The sequence below is a fragment of the Pseudomonas corrugata genome, assembly GCF_050920615.1.
GTDB lineage: Bacteria > Pseudomonadota > Gammaproteobacteria > Pseudomonadales > Pseudomonadaceae > Aquipseudomonas > Aquipseudomonas corrugata.
This window is the reverse complement of record NZ_CP130434.1, coordinates 3,043,980-3,069,041: the sequence shown is the minus strand read 5'-3', so window position 1 is coordinate 3,069,041 and position 25,062 is coordinate 3,043,980. Positions and strand designations below refer to the sequence as shown.

At 60.2% G+C, this 25,062-nt stretch carries 22 protein-coding genes; 10 read left to right on the top strand and 12 right to left on the bottom strand.

Annotated elements, in window-relative coordinates:
• Positions 1 to 327 precede the first annotated feature (327 nt).
• Positions 328 to 681 (top strand): hypothetical protein, encoded by a 354-nt coding sequence (locus QZH45_RS13815; protein ID WP_024779662.1) that lies wholly within the window; start codon positions 328 to 330, stop codon positions 679 to 681.
• A 101-nt stretch (positions 682 to 782) separates the two neighbouring features.
• Here QZH45_RS13815 and QZH45_RS13810 read toward each other — a convergent pair whose 3' ends face one another.
• The 12 genes from QZH45_RS13810 to QZH45_RS13755 all read right to left on the bottom strand — a co-directional run bounded on the left by QZH45_RS13810 (position 783) and on the right by QZH45_RS13755 (position 12,694).
• Entirely contained in the window at positions 783 to 1,043 is a 261-nt protein-coding gene (locus tag QZH45_RS13810) for a cytochrome C oxidase subunit IV family protein (protein ID WP_024779663.1), read from the bottom strand.
• Positions 1,040 to 1,687, bottom strand: coding sequence for a cytochrome c oxidase subunit 3 (locus tag QZH45_RS13805; protein ID WP_024779664.1), 648 nt, complete (start codon positions 1,685 to 1,687; stop codon positions 1,040 to 1,042). The genes QZH45_RS13810 and QZH45_RS13805 overlap by 4 nt, the downstream gene beginning before the upstream one ends.
• Positions 1,674 to 3,308, bottom strand: a complete 1,635-nt coding sequence (locus tag QZH45_RS13800; protein WP_024779665.1) for a cytochrome c oxidase subunit I — start codon at positions 3,306 to 3,308, stop codon at positions 1,674 to 1,676. The genes QZH45_RS13805 and QZH45_RS13800 overlap by 14 nt, the downstream gene beginning before the upstream one ends.
• 73 nt (positions 3,309 to 3,381) lie before the next feature.
• Positions 3,382 to 4,341: a cytochrome c oxidase subunit II gene (gene coxB, locus QZH45_RS13795; RefSeq protein WP_024779666.1), complete on the bottom strand. Its 960-nt coding sequence runs from the start codon at positions 4,339 to 4,341 to the stop codon at positions 3,382 to 3,384.
• Complete coding sequence (locus QZH45_RS13790) at positions 4,338 to 5,159, bottom strand: SCO family protein (protein WP_024779667.1); 822 nt, start codon at positions 5,157 to 5,159, stop codon at positions 4,338 to 4,340. Before QZH45_RS13790 ends, coxB begins: the two co-directional genes overlap by 4 nt.
• Positions 5,156 to 5,596 carry a hypothetical protein gene (locus tag QZH45_RS13785; protein WP_024779668.1) on the bottom strand — a complete coding sequence of 147 codons (441 nt, stop codon included), beginning with the start codon at positions 5,594 to 5,596 and terminating at the stop codon, positions 5,156 to 5,158. The genes QZH45_RS13790 and QZH45_RS13785 overlap by 4 nt, the downstream gene beginning before the upstream one ends.
• The gene (locus QZH45_RS13780; RefSeq protein ID WP_053192165.1) at positions 5,586 to 6,596 is read right to left on the bottom strand and encodes a hypothetical protein; all 1,011 of its coding nucleotides are present in this window, start codon (positions 6,594 to 6,596) and stop codon (positions 5,586 to 5,588) included. Before QZH45_RS13780 ends, QZH45_RS13785 begins: the two co-directional genes overlap by 11 nt.
• Complete coding sequence (locus QZH45_RS13775) at positions 6,593 to 7,132, bottom strand: c-type cytochrome (RefSeq protein WP_024779670.1); 540 nt, start codon at positions 7,130 to 7,132, stop codon at positions 6,593 to 6,595. Before QZH45_RS13775 ends, QZH45_RS13780 begins: the two co-directional genes overlap by 4 nt.
• Positions 7,129 to 7,659, bottom strand: coding sequence for a DUF3341 domain-containing protein (locus QZH45_RS13770; protein ID WP_024779671.1), 531 nt, complete (start codon positions 7,657 to 7,659; stop codon positions 7,129 to 7,131). The genes QZH45_RS13775 and QZH45_RS13770 overlap by 4 nt, the downstream gene beginning before the upstream one ends.
• Positions 7,652 to 9,007, bottom strand: a complete 1,356-nt coding sequence (gene nrfD, locus QZH45_RS13765; protein WP_053192167.1) for an NrfD/PsrC family molybdoenzyme membrane anchor subunit — start codon at positions 9,005 to 9,007, stop codon at positions 7,652 to 7,654. Before nrfD ends, QZH45_RS13770 begins: the two co-directional genes overlap by 8 nt.
• 52 nt (positions 9,008 to 9,059) lie before the next feature.
• On the bottom strand, positions 9,060 to 11,969 hold the full coding sequence (locus QZH45_RS13760; RefSeq protein ID WP_053192168.1) for a TAT-variant-translocated molybdopterin oxidoreductase: 2,910 nt from the start codon (positions 11,967 to 11,969) through the stop codon (positions 9,060 to 9,062).
• A 5-nt stretch (positions 11,970 to 11,974) separates the two neighbouring features.
• Positions 11,975 to 12,694 carry a cytochrome c3 family protein gene (locus tag QZH45_RS13755; RefSeq protein ID WP_432783785.1) on the bottom strand — a complete coding sequence of 240 codons (720 nt, stop codon included), beginning with the start codon at positions 12,692 to 12,694 and terminating at the stop codon, positions 11,975 to 11,977.
• Positions 12,695 to 13,065: 371 nt separating this feature from the next.
• Between QZH45_RS13755 and QZH45_RS13750 the strand changes: the two genes are divergently transcribed.
• The 9 genes from QZH45_RS13750 to QZH45_RS13710 all read left to right on the top strand — a co-directional run bounded on the left by QZH45_RS13750 (position 13,066) and on the right by QZH45_RS13710 (position 25,058).
• Positions 13,066 to 14,886, top strand: coding sequence for a glycoside hydrolase family 15 protein (locus tag QZH45_RS13750; RefSeq protein ID WP_055135817.1), 1,821 nt, complete (start codon positions 13,066 to 13,068; stop codon positions 14,884 to 14,886).
• A gap of 120 nt (positions 14,887 to 15,006) precedes the next feature.
• A complete protein-coding gene (locus QZH45_RS13745; RefSeq protein WP_237140479.1) occupies positions 15,007 to 16,482 on the top strand; it encodes a vitamin K epoxide reductase family protein in 1,476 nt (491 codons plus the stop codon).
• Positions 16,483 to 16,516: 34 nt separating this feature from the next.
• Positions 16,517 to 17,509 carry an SDR family oxidoreductase gene (locus QZH45_RS13740; protein ID WP_053192172.1) on the top strand — a complete coding sequence of 331 codons (993 nt, stop codon included), beginning with the start codon at positions 16,517 to 16,519 and terminating at the stop codon, positions 17,507 to 17,509.
• Positions 17,510 to 17,655: 146 nt separating this feature from the next.
• Positions 17,656 to 19,449 (top strand): thiamine pyrophosphate-requiring protein, encoded by a 1,794-nt coding sequence (locus QZH45_RS13735; RefSeq protein WP_024779678.1) that lies wholly within the window; start codon positions 17,656 to 17,658, stop codon positions 19,447 to 19,449.
• The gene (locus QZH45_RS13730; protein ID WP_055135818.1) at positions 19,446 to 20,564 is read left to right on the top strand and encodes an enolase C-terminal domain-like protein; all 1,119 of its coding nucleotides are present in this window, start codon (positions 19,446 to 19,448) and stop codon (positions 20,562 to 20,564) included. The genes QZH45_RS13735 and QZH45_RS13730 overlap by 4 nt, the downstream gene beginning before the upstream one ends.
• Before the next feature lies 1 nt (position 20,565).
• On the top strand, positions 20,566 to 21,543 hold the full coding sequence (locus QZH45_RS13725) for a hypothetical protein (protein WP_053192173.1): 978 nt from the start codon (positions 20,566 to 20,568) through the stop codon (positions 21,541 to 21,543).
• On the top strand, positions 21,540 to 22,181 hold the full coding sequence (locus tag QZH45_RS13720; RefSeq protein WP_053192175.1) for a gluconate 2-dehydrogenase subunit 3 family protein: 642 nt from the start codon (positions 21,540 to 21,542) through the stop codon (positions 22,179 to 22,181). The genes QZH45_RS13725 and QZH45_RS13720 overlap by 4 nt, the downstream gene beginning before the upstream one ends.
• Entirely contained in the window at positions 22,171 to 23,826 is a 1,656-nt protein-coding gene (locus tag QZH45_RS13715) for a GMC family oxidoreductase (protein WP_024779682.1), read from the top strand. The genes QZH45_RS13720 and QZH45_RS13715 overlap by 11 nt, the downstream gene beginning before the upstream one ends.
• 272 nt (positions 23,827 to 24,098) lie before the next feature.
• Positions 24,099 to 25,058: an AAA family ATPase gene (locus QZH45_RS13710; RefSeq protein WP_024779683.1), complete on the top strand. Its 960-nt coding sequence runs from the start codon at positions 24,099 to 24,101 to the stop codon at positions 25,056 to 25,058.
• Positions 25,059 to 25,062: the final 4 nt, after the last annotated feature.

Below are 25,062 nucleotides of genomic sequence, written 5' to 3'. Positions count from 1 at the left end.
GACAGGTGGGTGAAGCTGGACAAGACCCGCAGGTCACATTCCATTTTCATGTCATGGACATCTACAGGGAACACCCGTGCACGTGCGCGTCCGTTGCGCAGCTTAACGAGTGCGACAAGGCCTGTGCTTGCAGCGCTGCGACATATTCGGTCATCGGCAAGCTATACAGTCGCTGTGCATCGAACAACCCTAGCAGTCTGGGGCACAATCGGCACCCCAGGATGTGAAATCGCGCACGAATGATGCCTGTGGTCGCAGTAAATCCCGCGGACTGGCAAAATCCGCTACTTCGCACCCGCAAGGCTCATCGAGCCAGGAGCCATCCCGATGCAAATGACCACCGCTCTTCTGATCGCCAACCCGTGCGACGACGAAGAAGACAACATGGCCATGCTTTGCTGCCACAGCGCCCAGGGCGAAATGTTCCTGATGACCCGATACCCCGATGAAGACGAACTGGAAATAGCCCTCGATGGCGAACCGTCGACCCTGAACGGCGTGAAGGTCACCCTCAGCCCGACATTGCTGAAAATCGAAATCGCTGCGGCCGATGCCGATGCGCTCAATGGTGATGACGTGCTGGAAATCAGCCATGACACCGATGAAGCCGACTTGGCAGAGGTTGAGCTGACGCTGCAGAACATTCTCGAGGGAACAGGGACTTATATCCGTCAACTTTGATGTGAGCGGTGGCGAAGGTGACCGGGAGGGTACCTTCGCGTGAGCCGCCTTTACCGGCCTCCTCCACTTTGCCAACTTGCCAGCTCATCTCCCATAGGCGCTTAACGCGTCAGCCGATCGATCAGGGGGGCACTGAACAGCAGCAACAGCCAGAACACCGTCCCCAGCGCGAACAGGCGAATCAGCGCGCGACTGGTTTTGAGCTCAACGAAATAAGCCATCACCAGGCCCGCCTCGCCGATTGCGCAAACCATGATGACAGGCCCTCGATAGGGAATTGAGCCAGTCAGCGAAGTCAGGATCGTCGTCCCAAGCAAACCCAACGCCCCCAGGTAAACGAGGGTCAAGCGGAGTGTGCTCATATGGGTCTTCCAATGAGATAAAGCGAAGGATAAAGAAAGATCCAGATGACATCCACGGTGTGCCAATAGAACCCAAACGTTTCCATGACCGATATCCGTTGCGGTAGCGGAAGGCGTCCGAGGTGAATCCGCAACCATATCCCCAACGCAACGATGATCGCAATCACGATATGAATGGCATGCAGCGCGGTGGATATGAAGTAAAGCCCCATGAACAAGCGCGCTTGGGGTGCCTTGAGCGGGGCTTGAGACGTGAGGACCGGTAACAGGCCTTCAATGTATTCGGATCGATATTCATAGACCTTGAGCCCGAGGAAGACCGTCGCCAGTGCAATCGACAGGAGCACCAGTCCCTTCAACCGTACGATTTTTGCTTGACGGGCGGCCTGGATGGCGAGACTCATGGTGAAGCTACTGGTCAGCAGCAAGGCACTGTTCGCGCCGCCGAGCAGATAATGCAGGTGCTCGACCGCTGTCCTGACAGAAGCTTCATAGGCCACCCGGTAATACCAGATGGTGAACAACAAGCCACCGAACATCATCAGCTCAGTGGCCAAGAACAACCACATACCCAGATGCGCCGCTTCTCGTTGCTGAGAATCAGTCTGAAACGGATCGCTTACACGCCCGTCAACGCGGTTCATGGGTCGCCTCGGACGGATAGTCATAGGCTTCGAAGTCCACCAGCGGAATATGTTCGAAGTTATGTTTGGGGGGAGGAGACGGCACACTCCATTCCAGACCGGCAGCGCGCCAAGGATTGGCCACGGCTTTCTGCCCTTTTACGAGCGACCAGGTCAGGTAGAAGAACGGCAGCGAGTAAGCCACCGCCAAAACACAAGCGCCGGCCGAAGACAGATCGTTGAGGAATTGAAATTCCGGATCGTAACTGTGATAACGCCGCGGCATTCCCAGATAGCCGAGGATGAACTGCGGGAAGAACGTAATGTTGAACCCGAAGAACATCGTGACCGCCGCAATGCGCGCCCACAATTCTGGATACATTCTGCCCGTTATCTTCGGCCACCAGAAATGCAGCCCGCCAAAATAGGCAGAAACGCTCGCCCCAACCATGATGTAGTGGAAGTGGGCCACCACAAAATATGTGTCATGGACGTGAACGTCGGCGGCCAACAAGGCAACGAACAGACCGGCCGTTCCACCGAACATGAACAGCGTGATAAACGTGACCGAGTACAGGAATGGCGCGTTGATGGTCAAGCGGCTCTTATAGTACGTCGCCGTCCAGTTGTAAGCCTTGATCGCTGAGGGGATGGATATCAGGAAACTGAGCAGCGAAAAAAGCATGCTGGCGTACATCGACTGCCCGGACACGAACATGTGGTGTCCCCACACCATGAATCCGAGGATGGCGATCGTCACACTGGAAAAGGCCACGAAGGAATAACCGAAAATACGCTTGTGTGCCGAAGCCGTGACCAATTCACTCATCACGCCCATGCCCGGTAGAAGCATGATGTACACCGCCGGATGGCTGTAGAACCAGAACAGATGCTGGAATAACAGTGGATCGCCACCCAGGCCGGGATCGAAGACGCCAATGCCGAATATACGTTCGGCCGCTACCAGGATGAGGGTGATTGCCAGAATCGGCGTCGCCAGCACCAGAATCACCGCAGTGGCATAGAGCGACCATACAAACAGCGGCAGGCGAAACCACGTCATGCCGGGCGCCCTCAGGGTGTGCACCGTCACGATAATGTTGATACCTGTGAAAATGGACGAGAACCCGGTGACGAACACACCAATGATCACCGCCACTACATGCCCATGAGTGAACATCGTTGACAGCGGCGTATAGAACGTCCAGCCCGTGTCCACTCCGCCAGCGATCAGCGCGAACAGGGTGAAGAGCCCGCCCCCCATCAGCAAATACCAGCTCGCCAGGTTCAGGCGCGGCAGAGCCATGTCCCTGGCGCCGATCATCAGGGGAATCAGAAAATTGCCCAATACGGAAGGAATCGAGGGAATGAGAAAGAACCAGACCATTATCACGCCATGAAACGTGAAACTTCGGTTGTAGCCATCAGCTGTCAAGAAATCGCCCTCAGGCGTGATCAATTCAATACGGATAGCGCTGGCGGCCAGGCTTCCCATGAAAAAAAACAACGTCACTGCGATCATGAACAAGATGGCAATACGCTTGTGGTCTGTGGTCAGCAACCAGGACTTGAGCCCATGATCGACATCAAGGTAGCTCGGTTCAGTGCCAGCCACTTCGGGCGTTTCGGAAATCAATGTCATTGCCCTCTTGAATGGCAAGTGGCCTTCAGAACAAGGCGCCACACACACCCGAGAAAATCGACGGTAAGGAGCGTCATTGCAGACCTTCCCTGGGTTGCGCATTACCCAGCGACTTGAGGTAGGCAGTAAGACGAATCACGGCCTCTTCATCCAGGACGTTGGTAAACGTTGGCATGATCGGCTGATAACCTGCGGTGATCTGCTTCTGGGGCAGCTGGATCGAATCGCGAATATAGTTGTCGTCCGCGACCACGAAAGTCCCATCCGCCAAGGCTACTTTGCGACCGTACAAGCCTTCGAGGGGAGGTGCGTGAACCTGGGAGCTTTCGGCATGGCAGCCACTGCAGCCGAACTGGCGGAACAACGCTTCTCCCTGTTCGGCAAGGCTTTCGGACGTCTGCGACTGTTGCAGCCATTGAGCGTACTCCTGGGGCTTCAACACAACGAGTCTGACGCGCATGGTGGAATGATTGGTGCCGCAATACTCAGCGCACTTGCCCTCAAAAACGCCGGTCTTGTTGGCCTTGAACCACATGTGTGTATAGCTTCCGGGCAAAGCATCCTGCTTGTTGCGCATAACCGGAAAATACAGGCTATGGATAGCGTCCTGTGAGATCAGGTCAAGTTTGATGGCCCGGCCCACCGGAACGTGCAAGGCGTTGATTTCACGCTGGCCGCCTGGATGCTGGAATTTCCACATCCACTGCTTGGCGACCACATGGATCTGCATCGCATCAGGCGGGGGCGTCCGTGACACGTAGTAAAGATACGACGACAGGACAAACAGGATCATGGCGCCGATGAAGGGAACGGCTATCCAGACAATTTCGATCTTGTGATTACCGACAGGGCGATGATCGCGAGGTACGCGAGAGCCTTGGCGATAACGGAATGAAAAAACCAGCAGGCATAGGAACACAGGGAAAACGAAAAGGAACATCATCGCCGTAAAGGTAATGACCAGCCAATCGACCTGCCCAGCGTAGCTGGATGCCTGTTCGGGCCACAAATGCATGAACGCCCCCTGGTTCATTCGCCACTCCGTTGTCTGCACCGTTCACGATGCAACGCGAGCCCGATGAAACCGGCGAGCGCGAAAACGGTGGCCAGACCGCCGACCCGCAGGGCCCCCATGACCAGACTGTCATAACCGCCTGTTTTCGGATCATAGTGATAGCAGAGCAGAAGTAACCGATCACCCAGCGATCCGACCTGGCCCCGCCCCGCTTCCGTGATAGCCAGTCGCAGGTCGGTGGCTTGGTAACCAAGACCATACAACCATCTTGAAAGCTGCCCCTGGCTCGTCAGAACGCCCACGGCCGAAACGTGCGCGTACTGTCGGATGGCGGGGTCGTAGCGATAGCGAAAGCCAATGGCATTGGACAGCGCCTTGGCGGCCGCCTCATCCCCTACCAGAAAATGAACGCCTGGAGCATCGATGAGCTGCGGCCACTGCTTGCCGAGTTTGTCACGCTCGACGCGAGCATTGGCGGGTGTCTCGTCCGGGTTGAAACTGTAGGCGATCACATCGTAGTCCTTACCGACCCTGTAGCCCACCGATGCCAGGACCTGAAACAGTGTGGCTAACTGCGCACCGCACACATTCGGGCAGGTGAAATACACCGGTGCCAGCAGCACCGGACGGCCCTGCAGCAATTCGCCCAAGCGAACCACCCGCCCATCCTGATCGGTGAAGCCTGTCTCAAGCGGAATCCGAGCGCCGGTTCTTTGCTCAATTCCGGCCGCGGCGAAAGGATCGAAGCCTGCGGTTGCCGAGGCCGGCATGCAGAACCCAAGCATACCGACGACAATGGAGCACACCCAGCCGACCGTTGTTTTCAAGAGGCTCATCGCGCCCTCCCCTGTGTGTCTTGCAATGACAACGGGTACGGCTTTTCGCCAGGCCGACCCCGTGCCCGCGAGGGCCAGCCGGTGCGCGCCAGGGCTGCTTTTGCATCGGCGATCGGAATGTGCACGATGCCTTTGTGACGGTCTATCCAGCCCAGGCTGATCAATTGGGCCCGGGCCTGATCAAGGATGCGCCCTGCTTCGCGGGCCGGGTCGGCTTGGAGCCGAGGCTCGGGAGGTAATGCTCTTTGCTTTTCCAATGCTGTCGCGAGCGGGGTCGGGATGGATTTCTCGTATGAATCAAGCACCAGATGAACGCCACCCAGGCAGACGAGCAGCCCCAGCACCAGTCCGATACCGACATACACGATCCCTCGGACATTGGCGTCCTGTTGTTCGAATCCCTTCTCCTTCGAGACCTGATCAACGTCAATGCTCAAGGCAGCTCTCCTTGCGGACCAGTATCTGTCCCAACAGCGCGGCGTAACCCAGCCAGGCCACCAGTGTGAAGCTGATGACAGCAACAGGACGCAGCCCTTCTAGCGAGGGGGTTACCAGCCAGGCACACTCAAGCAATCCTGAGGCGATAGTGATCCAGCAGAGGCCTGACAACACCGAAGGCCGCTCGCTGACAGCAAACAGCAGGACCAGGAACACCAACACACCTTGCCCAACTGCAATAGCCCAGAGTACACCTCGCCAGAGACCCTCGACGCGGACAAGGTACCAGTGTGTTTCCCTGGGCAGGTCGGCCGACCAGATCAGTAAATACTGCATGAAATGCAGATAGAGCCAAACCTGTAGCGCTGCGACCAGCACCCCCCGCAAAACTCCGGGGCGCTGCGCGTGGCGCGAGAGTGCAATCAAAATGGCCACTGCAATGGCTGACAGCATCACGCGGGCAAAATACAACAGACCAAAGATCGACGAATAAAAGCGTTCGTCCAGCGTCATGATCCAGTCAATGCCGGCTGCTGACAGTGTCAGCACCATCAGCAACGCCCCAGCCGCAGCCAGACCAGGCCGAAGTCGCACGCGGGGCAAGGCCCACAAGGCCAGTGCACTCCAGACGGCGGCATACAGGAACGTTCTGACGGCGAAGCCTGCCGGGGATAACCAAAAGCCCCGGAAGCCTGAGAACGAGGAGTCGGCCCAGGGGTACAGGCGGCTCATGCCAATGATCACTGGTATCGACATCACTCCGATCAAAGACGTCGTCCGGGCAATCCGAACGGTCCCCGACCAGAGCATGTCGCACCAGCTTCCAGAAACCAGGGCCAGCAGCATGGCCAAGGTCAGGCACCCGAGCGGAAAACACGCCATGCTCACCAAGGCAACCAGGCACGCGGCGGCGACTTCGCGGCTTGAAAAAAGAGATCCCAGTACAAGAACAAGTAGCGCGATGGCAACGGCAGCCAGATTCAAGCGGCGCAAGGTCATGGCTTGGCCTCCAGAAACGCTCGCTGCTGAGGTGACAAGCTGTGCACGTCTGTGTGCTGGCTCAGTTGCAGCGCCCTTATATAGGCGACGATGGCCCAACGATCTGCCGGCTCCACGCGAGCGGCATAACTGTACATCTGTCCGTAGCCATGGGTAATGACGTCGATCAGCTGACGATCCGGCGCGTCGCGCAGTCGTTGATCGGCAAGGTCTGGTGGCTTCGCAAAGCCGCGAGCGACCACAATCCCCTGGCCATTGCCGGTCAAGCCATGGCATGGCGCGCAGTAGATCTCGAAGCGCTCTTGCCCGCGATCGAGCAGTGCCTGGGTCATCGGCGGCCTGACGTTCAGAACGGCCTCGCGCTCGAGCGCTCCCCGTGCGACGGTGCCAATCGGCGGTGCCTGATCGACCTTACCGTCAGAGAAGAAATCACTGTGGTCTTGATCCTTGGCCTTGCGCTGCTCCGACATGTCATCACATGCGCCCAACAGCAGGCAGGCCAACAGCCCGAGCACGGCCAGGCCTCCCCTGCTCATGCGCGAATCTCGGTTACTGTCAGCGCTCGTTCCGCCAGCCAGAGCGAGGTGCCAAGCCGGTCGAATCGAGGGTCGTCCCCATGAATACAGAGCAGGAACCGGTCGTCCATGGCCCGCTTGAAAGCTTCAGCCTCGAACAGTGGATGGTGAAGCAGTGGCAGACGGCATAGCCAGAACAGACCGAACACCGCGAACAGCACTGCGAATAGCACTGCCATCAGGAAGGTGACGACCATGAAGGCCGGCACTGCAATCAGCGGCCTGCCGCCTGTGTTCAAGGGGTAATCAAGATTGGCGTACACCTGCATGGCGTAGCCCAGTATTGCGCCAACGACCGCACCCGCGACGCCGTACCAGAGCGCTCGTCGATCGTTCAACCCCAGCAGTTGTTCCAGCGCCTCCACGGGAAATGGGGTGTAGGCCTCCAGACGTGAATAGCCAGCCTCGCGTGCCGCCCGAGTTGCGTCGACCAATGCCTCGGGAGTGGCAAAATCGGCCAGCAGTCCATAACGACGCGGCTCACTCATGAGGTTCACCTCGCGCCTTGTAGAGCGCCGCCTTGATTTCGAAGGACGAGACCATCGGCACAAACCGGATGAACAACGTGAACGGCACCAGAAACAAGCCGAAGGTCCCAATGAAAACCGCCCATTCCCAGAACGTCGGCGAATAGGCGTTGCTCCAGCTCGATGCCATGAAATCACGCGTCATGGGCGTAATGATCAACATGAAGCGCTCAGCCCACATGCCGACCAACACGGCCATGCTCACCATCACCAGCAATACGGGAGACCGACGAACCTTCTGCCACCACAGCGCTTGCAGTACCAACACGTTGCAGCACATCGCCAACCAGAAACTCCAGGCGGTCGGGCCTTCGAGACGGCTCATGGCGACCTGGATCTCGTGCGACTCGCCCGAGTAAAACGCAGTGAACATGTCCGCAATGTAGCCGTAGGACGTAAGCCAGCCCGTGGCCAGGATCAGCCGTCCCAGCATGTCCAGATGGCGATCCGTGATGAGCTGCTCGTACGACAGGAAACGACGCAGCCCGCAGGCGATGACCGCAACCATGGCGAAGCCCGAGAACACCGCCCCAGCAACGAAGTACGGCGGAAAAACCGTAGAGTGCCAACCCGGCTCGAGCGCCAGGTTCAGCAGAAAGGAGTAACCACTGGACACTGAGAACACCAGCGGCACGGCCAGCAGAGCAATGAAGCGATAGGTGCGGCGCCAATGCGCCCAATGAGCCGCCGCACCTCGCCAGCCCAGTGCAAGAACGCCATAGACCATCTGTTGCCATCTGTTCGTTGCCCGGTCCCTGGCTGTCGCAAAGTCCGGGATGGCGCCGATATATACGAACAGCACGGATACCACCAGGTAAGTGACCACGGCGAAGAAGTCCCACGCCGTGGGGCTTCGAAACTGCGGCCAGAGTCCGAGGGTGCTGGGATAGGGTGCTGTATAGAAGAACAGCCAAGGGCGCCCTAAATGCAGAATGGGATAGATACCTGCGCACATCACCGCCAGGATGGTCATGAGCTCGGCCAAACGGTTGAGCGAATTGCGCCACGGGCGATCAACCAATAACAACAATGCAGAGATGAAAGTGCCGGCGTGGCCTATCCCCAGCCACCACATATAGTTGAGGATCGCGAATGCCCAGGTTACTGGAATATTGTTGCCCCATACGCCGACGCCCTGGGCGAATAGAACGACCACCGAGACCATGAACAGCATCAACAACGCGATTGCGATACCGAACAGACACCACCACCGGCGCTTATGGCGGAACGCCAATGGGGTATCGATTATCTGCTCGGACACCGCGCCGCAAGCCAGATCCCTGGGTAGAAAATGAGAGGTCGCGGCCATCAGGCGTTCTCCTCCTGCGCCCCGTCAAAACCATGGAAAATGCAGCGCCTGCTCATGCTTTTTCCTCCCCGGGTTTCTGATCGCGGATCGCAGCGAGGTAGGTCGTCTTGGGTCGGGTATTGAGTTCCTCCAGCAGCGCGTAATGACGGATGGAGTCCTTGGCTTTATTGACGGCGCTGTCCTTTTTGCTCAAGTCGCCAAAATGGATGGCCTGTACCGGGCAGGTCTGCTGGCAGGCGGTCTGGATCTCGCCCTCGGCAATCGGACGTCCGTCCTTCCTGGCCGCGATGCGCGCCTCGCTTATGCGCTGCACGCAATACGTGCATTTTTCCATCACCCCGCGCGAGCGCACTGTCACGTTAGGGTTGCGTGCAGCCTGGATGGACGGCTCATCGTTTTCCGTCCAGTTGTACCAGTTGAAGCGGCGGACCTTGTAGGGGCAGTAAGAAGAACATGTCCTCGTGCCGATGCAGCGGTTGTAGACCATTTCGTTGAGCCCGTCCGCGCCGTGCACGGTGGCATTGACCGGACAACCCACTTCACAGGGTGCTTTTTCGCAATGCATGCAGGGCACGGGCAGAAAGGTCGATCCGGGATCGAGCGCAGAACCGTCGTAATAGTGATCGACACGCAACCAGTGCATGACTCGTCCCTTGGCGACCTGTTCCTTGCCCACCACTGCAATGTTGTTTTCGGCCTGGCAGGCGACGATGCAGGCGTTGCAACCAATACACTGGTCAGTATCGATAAGCATGCCCCATGTGGGCTCGCTCATGACGGGTTGCTCATACAAGGTCGGCAGTTCGGGCGTTGGGCGCGCGGGCCCGACGGCCTGCGCGCGCGGCACATGGCGCACGACATCCTGGCCGATCAGCGTGTGCTGCATCTGCGTAAAAGCCAGGGAGGACTGCTGATCGAGCCTGGCGATGGTTGCACCGCTGCGCAGCCATGGCGAGTCAGCCATACGCAGAGCGGCATAATCGTAGCCGACGCCGTTGCCGACTCGCCCGCTGCGCTCGCGCCCGTAACCCGCGAACAACGTGACCACGGTGTCCGCCTGCCCCGGCATCACCCAAGCTGGCCCTTCGACGCTGCGCCCGTCGATCATGACGCTGATGCGGTCTCCGGAGACTAAGCGATAGCGCTCGGCGACAGCGATTGAAACGCCGATGATGTTGTCCCAGGTCAGCGTAGTGATGGGCCTGGGCAACTCCTGTAGCCAACCTGAATTGGAAAATCGCCCGTCCCATACGCTCGGGTCAGGCCGGAATTGAACCTGCAGCCCCGAAACGACGGGCGCATCGGCGATGCGAACCGGTTCGGCCGTGACCTGGAGCGAGGGCAACGCGCTCCCTTCAATAAAGCCCAAGGCGACTGCGCGACGCCATTCATCGTCAGGCAGGCTGCTCCAGGTGTTCCTGACCAGCGCGTGCCCATCCGGGCTGAGCTCACCGGCGAGCATCGCCACAATTTCAACCAGCGTGCGCGTGCCGTAAAACGGCTGGACCAACGGCTGACTGATGCAGACGCTGCCATCGACCGCCCGTGCATCACCCCACCCATCCAGGCTGTGGCTTGCACAGAGGTGCCAGTGGCTGCGTGCCCCCGTCTCATCGTAATAAAGGCCTGCGTGAATACGCGTAGGCACTTTTTCCAGTGCCTCGCGAAAATACAAATCACCCGGTGCGCTGTAGGCTGGATTGGTGTCGAGCATGACCAGGGTGCGCACCTGAGCATTGTGAATGGCCTGGGTCAGCGCAAGAATATCGCCCAACTGCGCCTCACCAATGCGGGTGAACAGGACAGGGGCCGTATAGCCTACGGTCCTTCCAACATTATCGAGCCGCTGGTTCAAACGATGCACGGCGGCCTGGACATCCGCTGGCGTATGGGGCCCGGCCACGATCAAACAGCGCCCCCGGCGGGACTGCAGCGCGGCGGCCATTGCCTCGACCCATTGCTGGTCCGGGGCCGCCAGCGGGGCCGCACTGCCCTCACTCAGGGCCGCCGCCAGCGCCCGTACCAGAGCGGGGAGCTGTGCGGGTTGAACCCGGCGGGTCTCGGTGGCGTTGGCGCCAGTCAAGGTGGGCGACGCTTGAACCATCACCAGCCGCGACTCGCCATCACCCCGTGCAGCCGCCTGCCGCCGGTTCGCCCATGCCCTCGCCTGCGACGTTTGCTTGGGGCCGGCCCCCAGGAAATCATCCTCCAGGCTCAGGACCAGGTCCGCGTTTTGCAGCAGGTAATGAATTTCGACGGGGCGGCCGAAAGCCAGGCGCGCCGGACCATAGCGGCCCTCCTCGAACGGCTCGAAGCGATAAAGGCTCGCTTTTGGCCAGCGCACAATCAACTTTTCCAGTTGGCGTTGCAGTGAAGGAGAACTGCTGGCGCCCATCAATATGTGCAGCCCCTGGCCTTGGTCATGATCACATTCGGCTTGCAGCGTGGCCGCGTCAGACTCAAATGCATCCCAGCTGCTCTCGACGCCTTTGAATCGGGGCGCCTGAGACCGATCAGGATCATAAAGCTGCAGAAGCGCGGCCTGAGTGAATGCATCGCATGCCCCCTGGCTGGCCGGGTGCTCGGGACTGCCTTCCAACTTGGTAGGACGGCCGACATGAGTACACCCCAGCACCGGTTGAGCGTACCCGGTAAACTGCACGGCCGTGGCGTACCACAGCGCTTTGCCCGGAACGATGATTTCCGGCTGAGCGACATAGGGCACGGCAGTGCCGGGTGTCGGTCCGCAGGCAGCAAGACCGCCCAAGGCCAGAGACGCGCCCATCAGTTGCAAAAAGCGCCTACGATCCATCTGTGGAGCAATATCCGGGAATTCCACCTCTATAAAGCGCTCGAAGGCCGGATCGTCAGTCAGCTCTTCCAGGCTGCGCCAATAGTGGACCCCTTGCTTGCCCTCAAGGTGACGACGTATCGCAGCGTAATCGGGCGTCGTGCGGTTCATGCAGCTCACCTATGACAGACGGAACAGGAGGTAAGACCGGATGTATCGATATGGTATTCGCGCATCAGGCGTTCCCCCAGTTCTCGTCGGTCCTGCTGTGTGGTCCAGGTCATATCGGTGATGAACTGACGAGGGCGAAGCCGGGGTGCCGGATCGCGATGGCAATTCAGGCACTCTTGCATTTGCAAAGGCTTGTCCCGACGCATCAGCGCCATGGTCTCGACGTGGCCATGGCACTCCACGCAGCCGACCCCTGCCTTGACATGAATGTCGTGGTGGAAATAAACATAGTCCGCAAGTTTTGCGACGCGGTTCCACTGGATCGGCGTGTTCTGGGCGAAACTCTGACGGATGGGCTTCAGCACTTCGGCCCCGGTCCATAGCTGCGAGTGGCAGGTCATACAGGTTTGAGTCGGTGGGATGGTTGCGACCGCGCTTGTTTCAACACTGCTGTGGCAATACCGACAATCGATCTTCAACCCACCGACATGATGTTCATGGGAGAACGGTACCGGTTGGTTCACGGTCCAGCCCACACCTGTCGCGTAGTCGGAACGCGCGAACCAGAAACACAGGACAAACAGCAACGCCACGCCACCGAACACGCCAAGCAACACAAGGCGAAACCAGGTATCAGCGGATCGCGTGAATATCTGTGCCATCGAAGGCGTGCTCTCAACAGGCAAGGCATAGGAACTGAGCGACTCTCTCGGTCGGCGCTGCATGGACATCCACCGCGCATTCCCAAGGCAGGCGACAGGCGTTCTTAAGCGCTAGACCGCCAGCTCATTTGGAAAATTCCGTGAAATTTGCTGCATGGCGCGCGCGAACCCAACCTGTCGGCACCTGCAAGAGCGAATTGCGGTCGCGCCTGATCAACGGCCCAGCACTGCAGACCTGGCTGCAGGGTAAATCCAAGTGCACCAATCGAGCCTGCCGCTAGTCCTATTCAGATATATCAAACCAGCACATGGAGGCAGGGACAGCATTCCCAGCGTCATTCAAGAAGTTGATGGCGCATAGGCGACACTCCCATCACCCTGCCCTACTGCCAGCGCGCGGACCGGCCTGGCGTTTCGATCGAGGATGAGGCTCTATGACAATCCACTCCGACAATCCGTATCTGAACGGCGAATATCCGTCCATCAATTCGCTGGCAGCTCTGGGTGATGGCCGATCGATCGCTGTAATCGGCCCGGATGGAGGTCTGGAATGGTTCTGCCCGGGCCGCTTCGACGCTGCGCCGTTGATTTGGCCGCTGCTTGACCGGGCCCACGGGGGGCGGCTGAGCCTCACGGCGTGCACCGGTGCATCGCCGCGAATGCGCTACTTGAACGACACCGCAGTCCTGGAGCAGCGGTGGTCCAGCGCCAAAGGGGAAGCACGCGTGACGCTGTGCATGGTGTGGCCCGCGGACGACCATAAACAGAGCCTGCTGTGGTGTGTCGAAGGCATCTCCGGGGAGCTGGATTTTGAGCTGCTGCTTGAACCAGCGGCCGGCTTCGACGGACCTCCCGCGAACTGGTCGCTATCGGAGCCTGGACAGTTGCAAGCCGATCAGCCTCCGCTGCACATCAGCGCAGAGTTACCCATCGAGCGCTCCGGGAAAGGCTGGCGCGGCCAGCGTTCGGTAAAGGCCGGCGAACGTTTTACCGTGGCGCTCCACGTTGGGCTCGATTCCACACAGCCGACGCCGTTGTCGCCTGAGCAATGCCGGGCACACCTGGACAATACGCTTGAGGCTTGGCGGGCCTGGAGCGCCGGATTGCGCTGCCCCGACCCTCACCGTGAGCTGATCGTGCGCAGCGCCATCACCCTCAAGCTGTTGATCTATGAGCCTACCGGGGCCGTTGTCGCAGCAGGAACCACCTCATTGCCCGAGGCGCTCGGGGGTGAGCGTAACTGGGACTATCGCTACACCTGGTTTCGCGATGCAGGGCTGACACTGGCGACGTTGTTCAGCCTTGGCTGCCACAACGAGGCTCACCGATGGGCGCAATGGCTGGAAGACACCGTTGAGCGACACGGGATGCCGCTGCGGATCCTCTACACAGTAGACGGCCGACCGGCGCCGACAGAGCGCTGCGTCGAAGGGGCCGAGGGCTACGGTGGCTCCGCCCCGGTAAGAGTAGGCAACGCCGCCGATACGCAGCGCCAGCTGGATATTTACGGTGAGTTGCTCGAGTGCGTGCACATTTGCGACGAAATGGAGGCACCGGCACTTCGTGCGCATTGGCCGTACATGCGCACCGTAGCCGATTTTATCGCCGCGAACTGGCGCGAACCTGGCCAGGGTATCTGGGAAATGCGCAACCAGCCCCGCCAGCTCGTGCATTCCAAGGTCATGGCCTGGGCCGGACTGCAGCGGGCGTTATGGTTGCAGAGTCGGCACCAGCTCGAGGCCGATGTGCAAAGCTGGCGGCGTGAAGCCGAAGAAATTCACCAGCAGGTGCTACGCGAAGGTCTCAGCGCCGACGGCCGTCACTTCGTTCGCGCCTACGCTGAAAACGGCTTGGACGCAGCGCTGCTCTTACTGGCGCGCACCGGCTTCGTCAGCGGTGATGATCCATTGTTTCGCAATACCGTGGATGCCGTCCGCCAAGCCCTGGCAATCGAAGGGCAACCGTGGCTGCTGCGACGCTATGGCCTGGGCGATTCAGATGGGCTGAAAGCCCGCGAAGGCGCGTTTCTGATCTGCAGCTTCTGGCTGGTCGAGGCACTGGCGTCTACCGGCGCGCTTGCCGAAGCCGAGGCCATGTTTGAGCGGCTACGGGGTCTACAGGGCGAATTCGGTCTGTTTTCCGAAGAAATCGACCCGGTGAGCCAACGCCTGCGCGGCAACATTCCCCAGGCGTACTCCCATGTAGGCTTGATCAACTCCGCCCTGAGCCTGGCCATTCGGAAAACCAAGGAATAGAGGCTGCTTGAACCTGCAAAGGTGCCCGATGTGCATACCTTGCATCGGACTGGCTGAACCCGGACAGGTACAACGGGTCGGTTCCAGTAGCCCGTCTTAACTTCACTCGAGAGTTGCTAGATGGAAAACCAGGGAGAATATGAACGCCAGGGGGCGATGCATTCCGATCAGAGCATGGACGAGCACATGCAATTGATGGAGCATCGCCACCTGGCCACGATGTGGTGTCATTTCCTCAACGCGTTGCTGGGCTTCTGGCTGATCAGTGCGCCCTTTGTCTTCGGATACCTGACTATCGCCCCTGACGACCTTGACCTGGCTCGCCTGTCCGCTGAGCGCGAACTTCCGGACGTCGCCACGCGTGCCTGGATGATGACCTGGAACGATGTGGTCAGTGGCTCGCTGATCGTATTGTTCGCGCTGCTTTCGCTCAAGCGAGTCGGCTGGGCGAATTGGGCCAATACGCTCATGGGCCTATGGTTGATGAGCGCGTCGTTGCTGTTCTGGACACCCTCTGCTGCCAGCTATGGGAACGCCATATTGATTGGCGGACTGGTCATCACTTTTTCCGTGCTGGTGCCCATGATGCCGGGTATGAGCATGAGCGGCATGATGCAGAAAGGCGCCGTGCCCCCGGGATGGGATTACAACCCTTCGACCTGGCTGCAGCGCCTGCCGATCGCCGCGCTGGCCCTGATCGGAGTGCTGTTGGCACGCTACCTGGCTGCGTACCAGCTAGGCCACACCGCCAATGCCTGGGATCCGTTTTTTCCGGCGCCTTTCAAAAACCCGACGGTCAATGGAACAGAGGCCATCATCACCTCCGACATGTCGCGCCTCTGGCCTGTCTCCGATGCGGGCGTAGGCGTGCTGGCCTACATGATCGAATTGACCATGGCTGTGATGGGGGATGGTCGGCGCTGGCGCACAATGCCATGGATGGTCGCGGCCTTCGGTGTAGTGGTGGTGCCACTGGGCTCGGTGAGCATCTTCTTCATCATCGCCCAGCCGATCATCATCGGCACCTGGTGCACCTTGTGCCTGATCCAGGCGCTGGCGATGCTGCTGATGATGCCTTACGCACTGGATGAGCTGGTCGCCATGGGGCAGTTTCTCAAGGATGCCAAGCGCCGTGGCAAGCCCATGTGGAAGACGTTCTTCAAGGGCGATGCCATGCAAGGCTGCCAGCAGGACGACACGCCCGAGTTCACAGGTAGCCTGTCAGGCATGGCACTTAAAGCATTGCGTGGCGTCAACGTGCCTTGGAGTCTGCTTTTGCTATGCGTGCTCGGCGTCTGGCTGATGTTCACGCGATTGATTTTCGGCACCACCAGCGCCATGGCCAACAGCGATCACCTCATGGGGTCATTGCTGCTCACCGTTACTGTATTGGCGCTGGCCGAAGTCGCCCGCACCTTGCGCTTGCTCAACCTGCCAATCGGCATTTGGCTGTTGGTTGCCCCGTGGCTTCTCGAAGGCGGCTCGACGGCTTCGACGGTTGGCAGCCTGATCGCAGGCGTGCTTGTCATCGTCCTCAGCCTGCCCCGAGGACCGATCCGCCACCGCTATGGTGGCTGGAACCGGTTGATCCGCTGACCTTTCCAGACCTCATAGAGCAGGAGTCGAATGCATGAACGAGCCAACCGTGGTCATCACTGGAGGGACTGCCGGCGTAGGCCGAGCGACGGCTGTGGTCTTTGCCCGCGCCGGTTATCGCGTGGCAGTGCTTGCCCGCGGCGAACAGGGTCTGGCTGACACCCGAGATGAGCTCAGTGGCATGGGCGCCACGGTACTGGCTATCCAGTGCGACATGGCAGATGCCGACGCAGTGAATCGTGCCGCCGAGCTTATCGAACAAACGCTCGGACCGATCGAAGTCTGGGTCAATAATGCGATGGTCACACTATTCGGTCCCCTATCGTCGCTCGAGGCCGCCGACATAGGCCAGGTCACCAACGTGACCTACATGGGCTTCGTCCACGGTACGCTCGCTGCGCTGCGTCATATGCGCAAGCGCGACCGCGGCACGATTATCCAGGTCGGCTCGGCCCTGTCCTATCGCGCGATCCCCATGCAGGCCGCCTATTGCGGTGCCAAATTCGCCATACGCGGGTTCACCGATTCATTGCGTAGCGAACTGATTCATGAAAAGAGCCACATCCGCGTGAGTATGGTGCAGTTGCCCGGCCACAATACGCCGCAGTTCGACTGGGCCCGTAATACCTTGTCCAAACGCCCCCAGCCTGTTCCGCCGATACACACGCCGCAAGTCGCCGCACGGTCAATCCTGCGCGCGGCAATTGATGCGCCACGGGAACTCTGGCTCGGCAAGGCGGCATTCCAGGCGATACTCGGCGGCATGCTAATGCCTGGGCTGCTCGATCGGATCACCGCTAAAAGAGCTTGGGACGGCCAACTCACCGATGAAGATGAAGAGCCCGGCCGACCGGACAATCTTTATAAGCCGGTCGATGGCTTGGCGCGTACCTGTGGGCGTTTTTCCGAACGCTCCGTCGACAAGGCGATGGGGCTCAGCAATGAGACAGTGGGCAAGTTGTTGGCTGTGACGGTTGCGATCATTGCAGTATCCGTCAGTGTAATCATTGCAATGACAGCGAGTTGAGGCAGGAAAATGGCGAGAGGCGCTCGTCGGAGCGCTTTGTGAAACCAGTTTTCATGAAAACTCTCTGAACAGATCCCCTCACCGTCCAGTCGTAACCCTTACCAGCGGTTCTTCACGCTATCGACACGGCGCAAGGGAGAAGGCATATGACGACTGTGGGCGACTTTCTGATTGAGCGACTTCATCAATGGGGCGTGACGCGCATTTTCGGTTACCCCGGAGATGGCATCAACGGTGTATTCGGCGCCATGCGCAGGGCACCGGACAAGATCGAATTCATTCAGTGTCGGCATGAGGAAATGGCTGCATTCATGGCCAGCGCTCACGCCAAATTCACGGGTGAATTGGGTGTCTGCATCGCAACCTCCGGGCCCGGCGCGTCACATCTTTTGACCGGCCTGTACGACGCGCGCATGGACCACATGCCTGTGCTGGCGATCACCGGCCAGCAGGCGCGTACCGCTCTCGGCGGCCATTACCAGCAAGAGCTTGACCTGGTCTCGATGTTCAAGGATGTGGCGGGCGCCTTTGTGCAGCAGGCCAGCGCGCCTTCCCAAGTCCGCCATCTGGTGGACCGCGCCGTCCGAACGGCCTTGGGCGAAAGGCGCGTCACAGCCTTGATCCTGCCCAACGACCTCCAGGACATGCCTTATGAGCCACCTGCACGTGCCCATGGCACCGTTCACTCCGGGACAGGATTCAGCCGGCCCAGAGTATTGCCATATGCCGAGGACCTGCAACGAGCCGCCGATGTGCTCAATGCAGGTAAGAAAGTCGCGATTCTGGTGGGGGCCGGGGCACTGCAAGCAAGCGATCAAGTCAGGGCCGTCGCAGAAAAGCTCGGCGCGGGCGTGGCCAAGGCCTTGTTGGGCAAGGCAGTACTTCCCGACATTTTGCCTTGGGTGACGGGCAGCATCGGCCTGCTGGGTACGGAGCCCAGCTACAAGTTGATGCAAGAGTGCGACACGCTTCTGATGATCGGTTCCGGATTCCCCTATTCCGAATTCCTGCCCAAGGAAGGTGATGCCCGCGGTGTACAAATAGACTTGAGTCCCGACATGTTGAGCCTGCGCTATCCGATGGAGGTCAACCTTACCGGGGATGCCGCTCAAACGCTGGATGCGCTGCTGCCTTTGCTCGAACACAAGACCGACCGCAAATGGCGCAGCAAGGTGGAACGCTGGCGCGGTGACTGGGACAAGACGCTGCAAAAGCGAGCATTGGTCAAGGCCGAGCCCATCAATCCTCAGCGGGTCGTGTACGAACTCTCCCCGCTATTGCCCGATGCCTCGATCGTCACCAGTGACTCAGGCTCCTGCGCCAACTGGTACGCCCGCGACTTGCAGATTCGCCCCGGCATGATGTGTTCGCTCTCGGGCGGGCTGGCGTCGATGGGCGCAGCGGTGCCTTATGCCATCGCCGCGAAATTCGCACACCCCGAGCGCCAGGTGATTGCGCTGGTTGGCGATGGCGCGATGCAGATGAACAATATGGCCGAGCTGATCACCGTCGCCAAATACTGGAAGCAATGGGCCAACGGTCGCTGGATATGCGCGGTATTCAATAATCAGGATCTGAATCAAGTGACCTGGGAACAGCGGGTCATGGAAGGCGACCCGAAGTTCTCCGCCTCGCAGGACATTCCGGATGTGCCCTACCATCTTTTCGCGATCTCCATCGGCTTGAAGGGCATTTATGTGGAGCGCGAAGAAGACATCGCAGGGGCCTGGGAACGGGCCTTGAGCAGCGACGTACCGGTGCTGATCGAGTTCAAGACCGACCCGAACGTTCCACCGCTCCCGCCCCATATCAAGCTTGAACAAGCGAAGAAGTTCGCCAGCACCTTGCTTGAAGGGGACCCGGACGAAGGCGGAATCCTCAAACAGACCGCCAAGCAATTGATCGGCAGTGTGCTGCCAGGCGGGAGCAAAGACTCATGACAAGACAAGCGGTGTTGCCGATAACGTCGGTCAACGCCCGGTCTTACAGGGTTCCCACTGGCGAGCATGAGACAGATGGCACATTGGGCTGGGATGACACCGGCGTCGTTGTTGTGCAAGTAACGGCCGGCGGCCACGAAGGGTTGGGCTACAGCTATACCGACCCACTCATGGCCCGGTTTGTGGTCCAGACCCTCAAGCCTTTGCTGCTCGGGGCCGACGCCTGGTCCATAGAAGCCCTGTTCGATCGTCTTCAGGCCCATGTTCGCAATCTGGGGCGCTCGGGCATGGCATCTGCTGCGATATCGGCAGTGGATGTCGCCCTGTGGGACCTGAAGGCCAAGGCACTGGACCTGCCGCTGGCCACTGTGCTGGGCAAGGTTCGCGACCGCGTACCGGTTTACGGCAGCGGAGGCTTTACCTCGCTCGATGCGCATCAGTTGACCGAGCAACTCGAAGGCTGGACCCAACGAGACGGTTGCACGCGGGTGAAGATCAAGGTCGGCAACGAGCAGTCTCGAGACCTGGAGCGGGTCAGGCGTGCCCGAAAGTCCATCGCCGATGCCGAGCTCATGATTGACGCCAACGGCGCCCATACGGTTCGCAGCGCGATCACTTTCGCCCACGCCGTGGCAGACCAGGGGGTGACCTGGTTTGAAGAGCCGGTGACCTGCGATGACCTTACCGGGCTCAAAGAGGTCCGCTCAGCCATGGGCGCGGCGGGATTTGCCATTGACATTGCCGCTGGTGAATACATCTGGACGCTGGATGACGCTCGTCGGCTGCTGCTGGCGGATGCGGTGGACGTGCTGCAGCTGGATGCCACGCGTTGTGGAGGCGTAACCGGCTGGCGGCGGATCACTGCGTTGGTCCCCGCCTTTCACCGCACCTGTTCGGCCCATTGTGCACCTGCCCTGCATCTGCACCTGGCTTGCGCCACGACCGGACTCGAAGACATCGAATGGTTCTGCGACCACGCCAGGATCGAATCCATGTTCTTCGACGCGGCGCCGCAAATACACGCAGGAAACATTGCCATCCAGGCTGACCGGCCAGGACATGGCCTGATCCTCAAGCATCAGAACGTCCGACGTTACGCGATCTGGGAGGGATGACATGGTTTCAGCCAGCACGCTCAAGGCCTTGGCGGCCGGTGCGGTAGGTGTCCTGGGCGTCGGGGCCTGGGTTTGGCAATCGCTGGAGGGTGACCGCAAAGGCCAGGCGCGCAAACATCGTCCGCCTGAAACGTCCCCTCACCTGTCGGCGGCCAGGCGCCTCAACCGCGGCGCAGGGATACTCGCCTTGTCGGTGGCAGCCGACAGTGCCCTGGAACACTACCGCGCAGATTTTCATAATCGTGCGATGTATACCCCCCTGGTCGCCTCGACCCTGGCATTTCTGGCCAGCGCCCATGGCTTGCAGGACCGGTCTGCGACGGCGCACCGCGTGCGCGATTCGATCTACGGTGCCGTCGTTCTGACAGGTTTGGCCGGTACAGCCTTTCATGTCTACAACGTCACTCGCAAAACCGGCGGGCTGAGCCTGGACAACCTGTTTTACGCCGCGCCACTTGGAGCACCGGCCGCGCTGATCCTTTCTGGCTTGCTCGGCAGTTATGGAGAGCGGGTCCGCGACGCGGCGAGCGACCGGTTACCGACGGTATTCGGCCTTCCCGCCGGCGAGGCAGTTGCGTTGCTGACCGTTGCGGGCCTGTTGGGCACCACCGCCGAAGCCGCATTGCTGCACCTGCGCGGATCGTTCCAGAACCCGGCGATGTATTTGCCGGTCACGCTTCCCCCGGCAGTCGCCGCGCTACTGACAGCCACCGTGGTGGAAGGTGACAGCAGACCTCGGCTGCGCTGGTTCTCTCGACTGGGCCTGCGCATGACAGCACTCCTCGGCATCATCGGCGCGTGCTTCCATGGCTTTGGCGTGCACCGCAATTTCGGCGGCTGGAAGAACTGGCGCCAGAACCTTCAGGCTGGACCGCCCATTCCGGCCCCGCCAAGCTTCACCGGCCTGGCCCTCGCAGGTCTGGCGGCGCACCGGCTGCTGGACGCCGAAGCTCACATGAAACAACGAGGCGGCGCATGAAATCCCGATACCCCGGCTACGACGTGATGCAAAAACGTCATGGCCCTTCGTGGAACGACGCCACGCGCAGCGTCATTGATCAGCGACTGGCGTTGCCGGCCCTGCCGCGTTTTTTCAATGAAGCCCAGTGGCGCACCCTCCAGGCACTGTGTGGGTGCGTGCTGCCGCAACCTGACAATCGTGAGCCTGTTCCAGTGGCGGCGATGGTCGACGACAAGCTTTATAAAGAACGCGGCGACGGCTTCATCGATACGCGCTTGCCACCCCCCGCCCAGGCGTGGTGCATGGGCCTGGCTGCAATAGACGCCGAAGCCCTGGCCCGCCAGGGTGTCCCGTTCGCTCAACTGTCGACGCAGGATCAAAGGTCAGTGATCACGGCCATCGAACAGGGCTCCGTGATGGCGACGGCTTGGAAGGATCTGCCCAGCCAATTGCTGTTTCGCTCGCGCTTGATGCACGACATCGCCAGCGCCTACTACAGCCACCCGACTGCGTGGAGCGAGGTCGGCTTCGGCGGGCCGGCCAGCCCTCGAGGGTATGTGCGTTTGGGCCCGGATCGTCGGGATGCGTGGGAAGCAGTGGAGCTCAAGGACACGCAGGTGGTGCGAATCACTGAGGCAAACCGCAATGTCAGATGACTACTTGCTCGATGCACTGCATTCCCCACGGGGGATCAATGGTCGGGCGCCCGACGTGTTCAGGCCGGGCGGTTGGGTGCCCATGCAAGAACACCGTCACGAGGAGCAGATCGATTTTGCCATTGTCGGCACTGGAGCCGGCGGGGGGACACTGGCGTGCCGTCTGGCACAGGCGGGATTTTCAGTGGTGGCATTCGATGCCGGTGCCTGGTGGCGACCACTGGAAGAATTTGCTTCGGATGAGGCGCATCAGCAGAAATTATTCTGGCTCGACGACAGGCTCAGTGCAGGCCGGAACCCGATCAAACTCGGCTCGAACAACAGCGGCAAGGCCGTGGGCGGCAGCACGGTGCATTTCGCCATGGTGTCGCTACGGTTTCGTCCAGAGTGGTTCAAGTCGCTTTCGCTATTGGGCTATGGCGCCGACTGGCCCATCGACTGGAGAGAGATGTGGCGGTACTACGCAGAAGTCGAACAGATGCTCAAGATCTCCGGGCCCATGCGCTATCCCTGGGGTCCCCGCCGCCCGCGCTACCCGTACCGTCATCACGAGTTGAATGCGGCTGGGCTGGTGCTGGCGCGGGCTTGTGAAGCAATGGGCGTGGACTGGTCCCCCACGCCGCTGGCAACGCTGTCGGCCCCCCGTGAACAGGCTCCACCCTGTGTATATCGGGGTTTCTGCGTCAGCGGTTGCTCCACCAATGCCAAGCAAAGCGTATTGAACACCTGGATACCCGAAGCGGTGGCAGCAGGCGCTGAAATTCGTGATCTGGCGATGGTGGGACGCATCGAGACCGATGCCCGCGGACGAGCATCGGGGGTGCACTTTCATCGCCAAGGCGCATGGCACTTTCAGCGTGCCCGCCATGTGATCGTGGCCGGTTATGCAATCGAGACCCCTCGCCTGCTGCTGAACTCGGCAAACGCCCGTTTCCCCGATGGCCTGGCGAACAGCTCGGGGCTGGTAGGCAAGTATCTGATGGTGCAATCCAATCAGGCCGTATGGGGCGAGATGCCCGAAGAGGTGCGCTCATACAAAGGCCCTCCATCGCTGGCCATCAGTGAGCACTGGAACTACGAAGATCGTCACAAGGATTTCCATGGCGGCTATGCATTCATGAGCCAGGGCCCCCTGCCGATGGCCTGGGCAGCCGTTCAGGCGGGGCGAGGCCTGTGGGGCGAAGAGCTGCTTCGGCAGATGCAGCACTATAATCACCTGGCCGGTTTGAAGATTGTCGGAGAAACACTGCCTCAGTTGTGCAACCACGTGAGCTTGAGCGACCGTCTGGACAAATACGGGCTTCCTATAGCAAAAGTGGACTTTTCCTACTGCGAGAACGACAAGCGTCTGATCGAGCATGCCCTGAATTTCATGCAGTCGGGCCTGGAGGCCGCGGGTGGGCGTCAGGTGTGGCAGGAAACCGACGACACTTGCCACCTCAATGGCACCGCTCGCATGGGATTTTCCCGCCAAGACAGCGTGGTCAATGCAGACTGCCGCAGTTGGGACATTCCCAACCTGTGGGTATGCGACGGCTCGGTATTCCCAACGGTGGGGGGCGTCAATCCCTCATTGACCATCCAGGCCATTGCTTGCCGCACTGCCGACCGGATCAAGGCCCTGGCCGAACGCGGAGACCTTTGACAAAACGCCTTTGCCCCGGCATATGGCCGGCAAAGCGGGTCTTCGGTTGCGCAGGCTGGCAACGACGGTGTGGGTACGCACACGTGCCGCAGGTTTGCGGCATAGAGATCCGGCAAAGTCGTGTTGGCTCAAAATGTCCAGGATCCGATCACAATTGTGAACACCCGATCAAAATCCCGTTAGTCGCCACCCCCCGCCATGCATTAAAGTAACGCCCCCAGCCCCGGCGTTATCCGAACGCCCTGGGCCACCCTTTCCAGGAACCGTCACCGATGGAACATCGTGAAGCGCTGCTGGCGCTGCGAACCTTTCTTTCAACGCAGATCCTCGGCCAGGAAAAACTCATCGAGCGCCTGCTCATCGCCCTGCTCGCTGACGGCCACATGCTGGTGGAGGGCGCGCCGGGCCTGGCCAAGACCAAGGCCATCAAGGAGTTGGCCGAAGGCGTCGAAGCGCAGTTCCACCGCATCCAGTTCACCCCCGACCTGCTGCCCGCCGACATCACCGGCACGGAAATCTACCGCCCGGAAACCGGCAGCTTCGTGTTCCAGCAGGGGCCGATCTTCCATAACCTGGTGCTGGCGGACGAAATCAACCGTGCCCCGGCCAAGGTCCAGTCGGCCTTGCTCGAAGCGATGGCCGAGCGGCAGGTCAGCGTCGGACGCAGCACCTATGAGCTGTCGCCGCTGTTCCTGGTCATGGCCACGCAGAACCCGATCGAGCAGGAAGGCACCTATCCGCTGCCCGAAGCCCAGCTCGACCGGTTCCTGATGCACGTCAAGATCGGTTTCCCGGATGCCGCGGTGGAACGCCGCATCCTGCAGCAGGCCAGGGGCGAAGCGCTGCACGGCGAAACCACGCCGGAGCGGCGGGTGAGCCAGCAGGCGATCTTCTCCGCCCGCAAGGAAATCCTCGGCCTGTACATGGCCGACGCCGTGGAGGAATACCTGGTGCAACTAGTCATGGCGACCCGCACCCCGGCCAAGTTCGACCCGGAGCTGGCCGAATGGATCGCCTACGGCGCCAGCCCACGGGGTTCGATTGCCCTGGATCGCTGCGCCCGCGCCCACGCCTGGCTGGCCGGACGTGACTTCGTCAGCCCGGAAGACATCCAGGCCGTGCTGTTCGACGTGCTGCGCCATCGCATCATCCTGTCGTTCGAAGCGGAAGCCGCGGGCATCGATCAGGATCGGGTCGTGCAGCGGATTCTCGACGTTGTCGCTGTCGCTTGAGCAT

Bases quoted from the DNA above. Each gene is read 5' to 3' on its own strand.
- QZH45_RS13730 (WP_055135818.1), top strand. From the start codon at position 19,446: ATGACAAGACAAGCGGTGTTGCCGATAACGTCGGTCAACGCCCGGTCT.
- QZH45_RS13750 (WP_055135817.1), top strand. From the start codon at position 13,066: ATGACAATCCACTCCGACAATCCGTATCTGAACGGCGAATATCCGTCC.
- QZH45_RS13760 (WP_053192168.1), bottom strand. From the start codon at position 11,969: ATGAACCGCACGACGCCCGATTACGCTGCGATACGTCGTCACCTTGAG.
- QZH45_RS13770 (WP_024779671.1), bottom strand. From the start codon at position 7,659: ATGAGTGAGCCGCGTCGTTATGGACTGCTGGCCGATTTTGCCACTCCC.
- QZH45_RS13715 (WP_024779682.1), top strand. From the start codon at position 22,171: ATGTCAGATGACTACTTGCTCGATGCACTGCATTCCCCACGGGGGATC.
- QZH45_RS13805 (WP_024779664.1), bottom strand. From the start codon at position 1,687: ATGAACCGCGTTGACGGGCGTGTAAGCGATCCGTTTCAGACTGATTCT.
- QZH45_RS13810 (WP_024779663.1), bottom strand. From the start codon at position 1,043: ATGAGCACACTCCGCTTGACCCTCGTTTACCTGGGGGCGTTGGGTTTG.
- QZH45_RS13815 (WP_024779662.1), top strand. From the start codon at position 328: ATGCAAATGACCACCGCTCTTCTGATCGCCAACCCGTGCGACGACGAA.
- QZH45_RS13725 (WP_053192173.1), top strand. From the start codon at position 20,566: ATGGTTTCAGCCAGCACGCTCAAGGCCTTGGCGGCCGGTGCGGTAGGT.
- nrfD (WP_053192167.1), bottom strand. From the start codon at position 9,007: ATGGCCGCGACCTCTCATTTTCTACCCAGGGATCTGGCTTGCGGCGCG.
- coxB (WP_024779666.1), bottom strand. From the start codon at position 4,341: ATGAACCAGGGGGCGTTCATGCATTTGTGGCCCGAACAGGCATCCAGC.
- QZH45_RS13775 (WP_024779670.1), bottom strand. From the start codon at position 7,132: ATGAGCAGGGGAGGCCTGGCCGTGCTCGGGCTGTTGGCCTGCCTGCTG.
- QZH45_RS13745 (WP_237140479.1), top strand. From the start codon at position 15,007: ATGGAAAACCAGGGAGAATATGAACGCCAGGGGGCGATGCATTCCGAT.
- QZH45_RS13740 (WP_053192172.1), top strand. From the start codon at position 16,517: ATGAACGAGCCAACCGTGGTCATCACTGGAGGGACTGCCGGCGTAGGC.
- QZH45_RS13780 (WP_053192165.1), bottom strand. From the start codon at position 6,596: ATGACCTTGCGCCGCTTGAATCTGGCTGCCGTTGCCATCGCGCTACTT.
- QZH45_RS13790 (WP_024779667.1), bottom strand. From the start codon at position 5,159: ATGAGCCTCTTGAAAACAACGGTCGGCTGGGTGTGCTCCATTGTCGTC.
- QZH45_RS13755 (WP_432783785.1), bottom strand. From the start codon at position 12,694: ATGCAGCGCCGACCGAGAGAGTCGCTCAGTTCCTATGCCTTGCCTGTT.
- QZH45_RS13710 (WP_024779683.1), top strand. From the start codon at position 24,099: ATGGAACATCGTGAAGCGCTGCTGGCGCTGCGAACCTTTCTTTCAACG.
- QZH45_RS13800 (WP_024779665.1), bottom strand. From the start codon at position 3,308: ATGACATTGATTTCCGAAACGCCCGAAGTGGCTGGCACTGAACCGAGC.
- QZH45_RS13735 (WP_024779678.1), top strand. From the start codon at position 17,656: ATGACGACTGTGGGCGACTTTCTGATTGAGCGACTTCATCAATGGGGC.
- QZH45_RS13720 (WP_053192175.1), top strand. From the start codon at position 21,540: ATGAAATCCCGATACCCCGGCTACGACGTGATGCAAAAACGTCATGGC.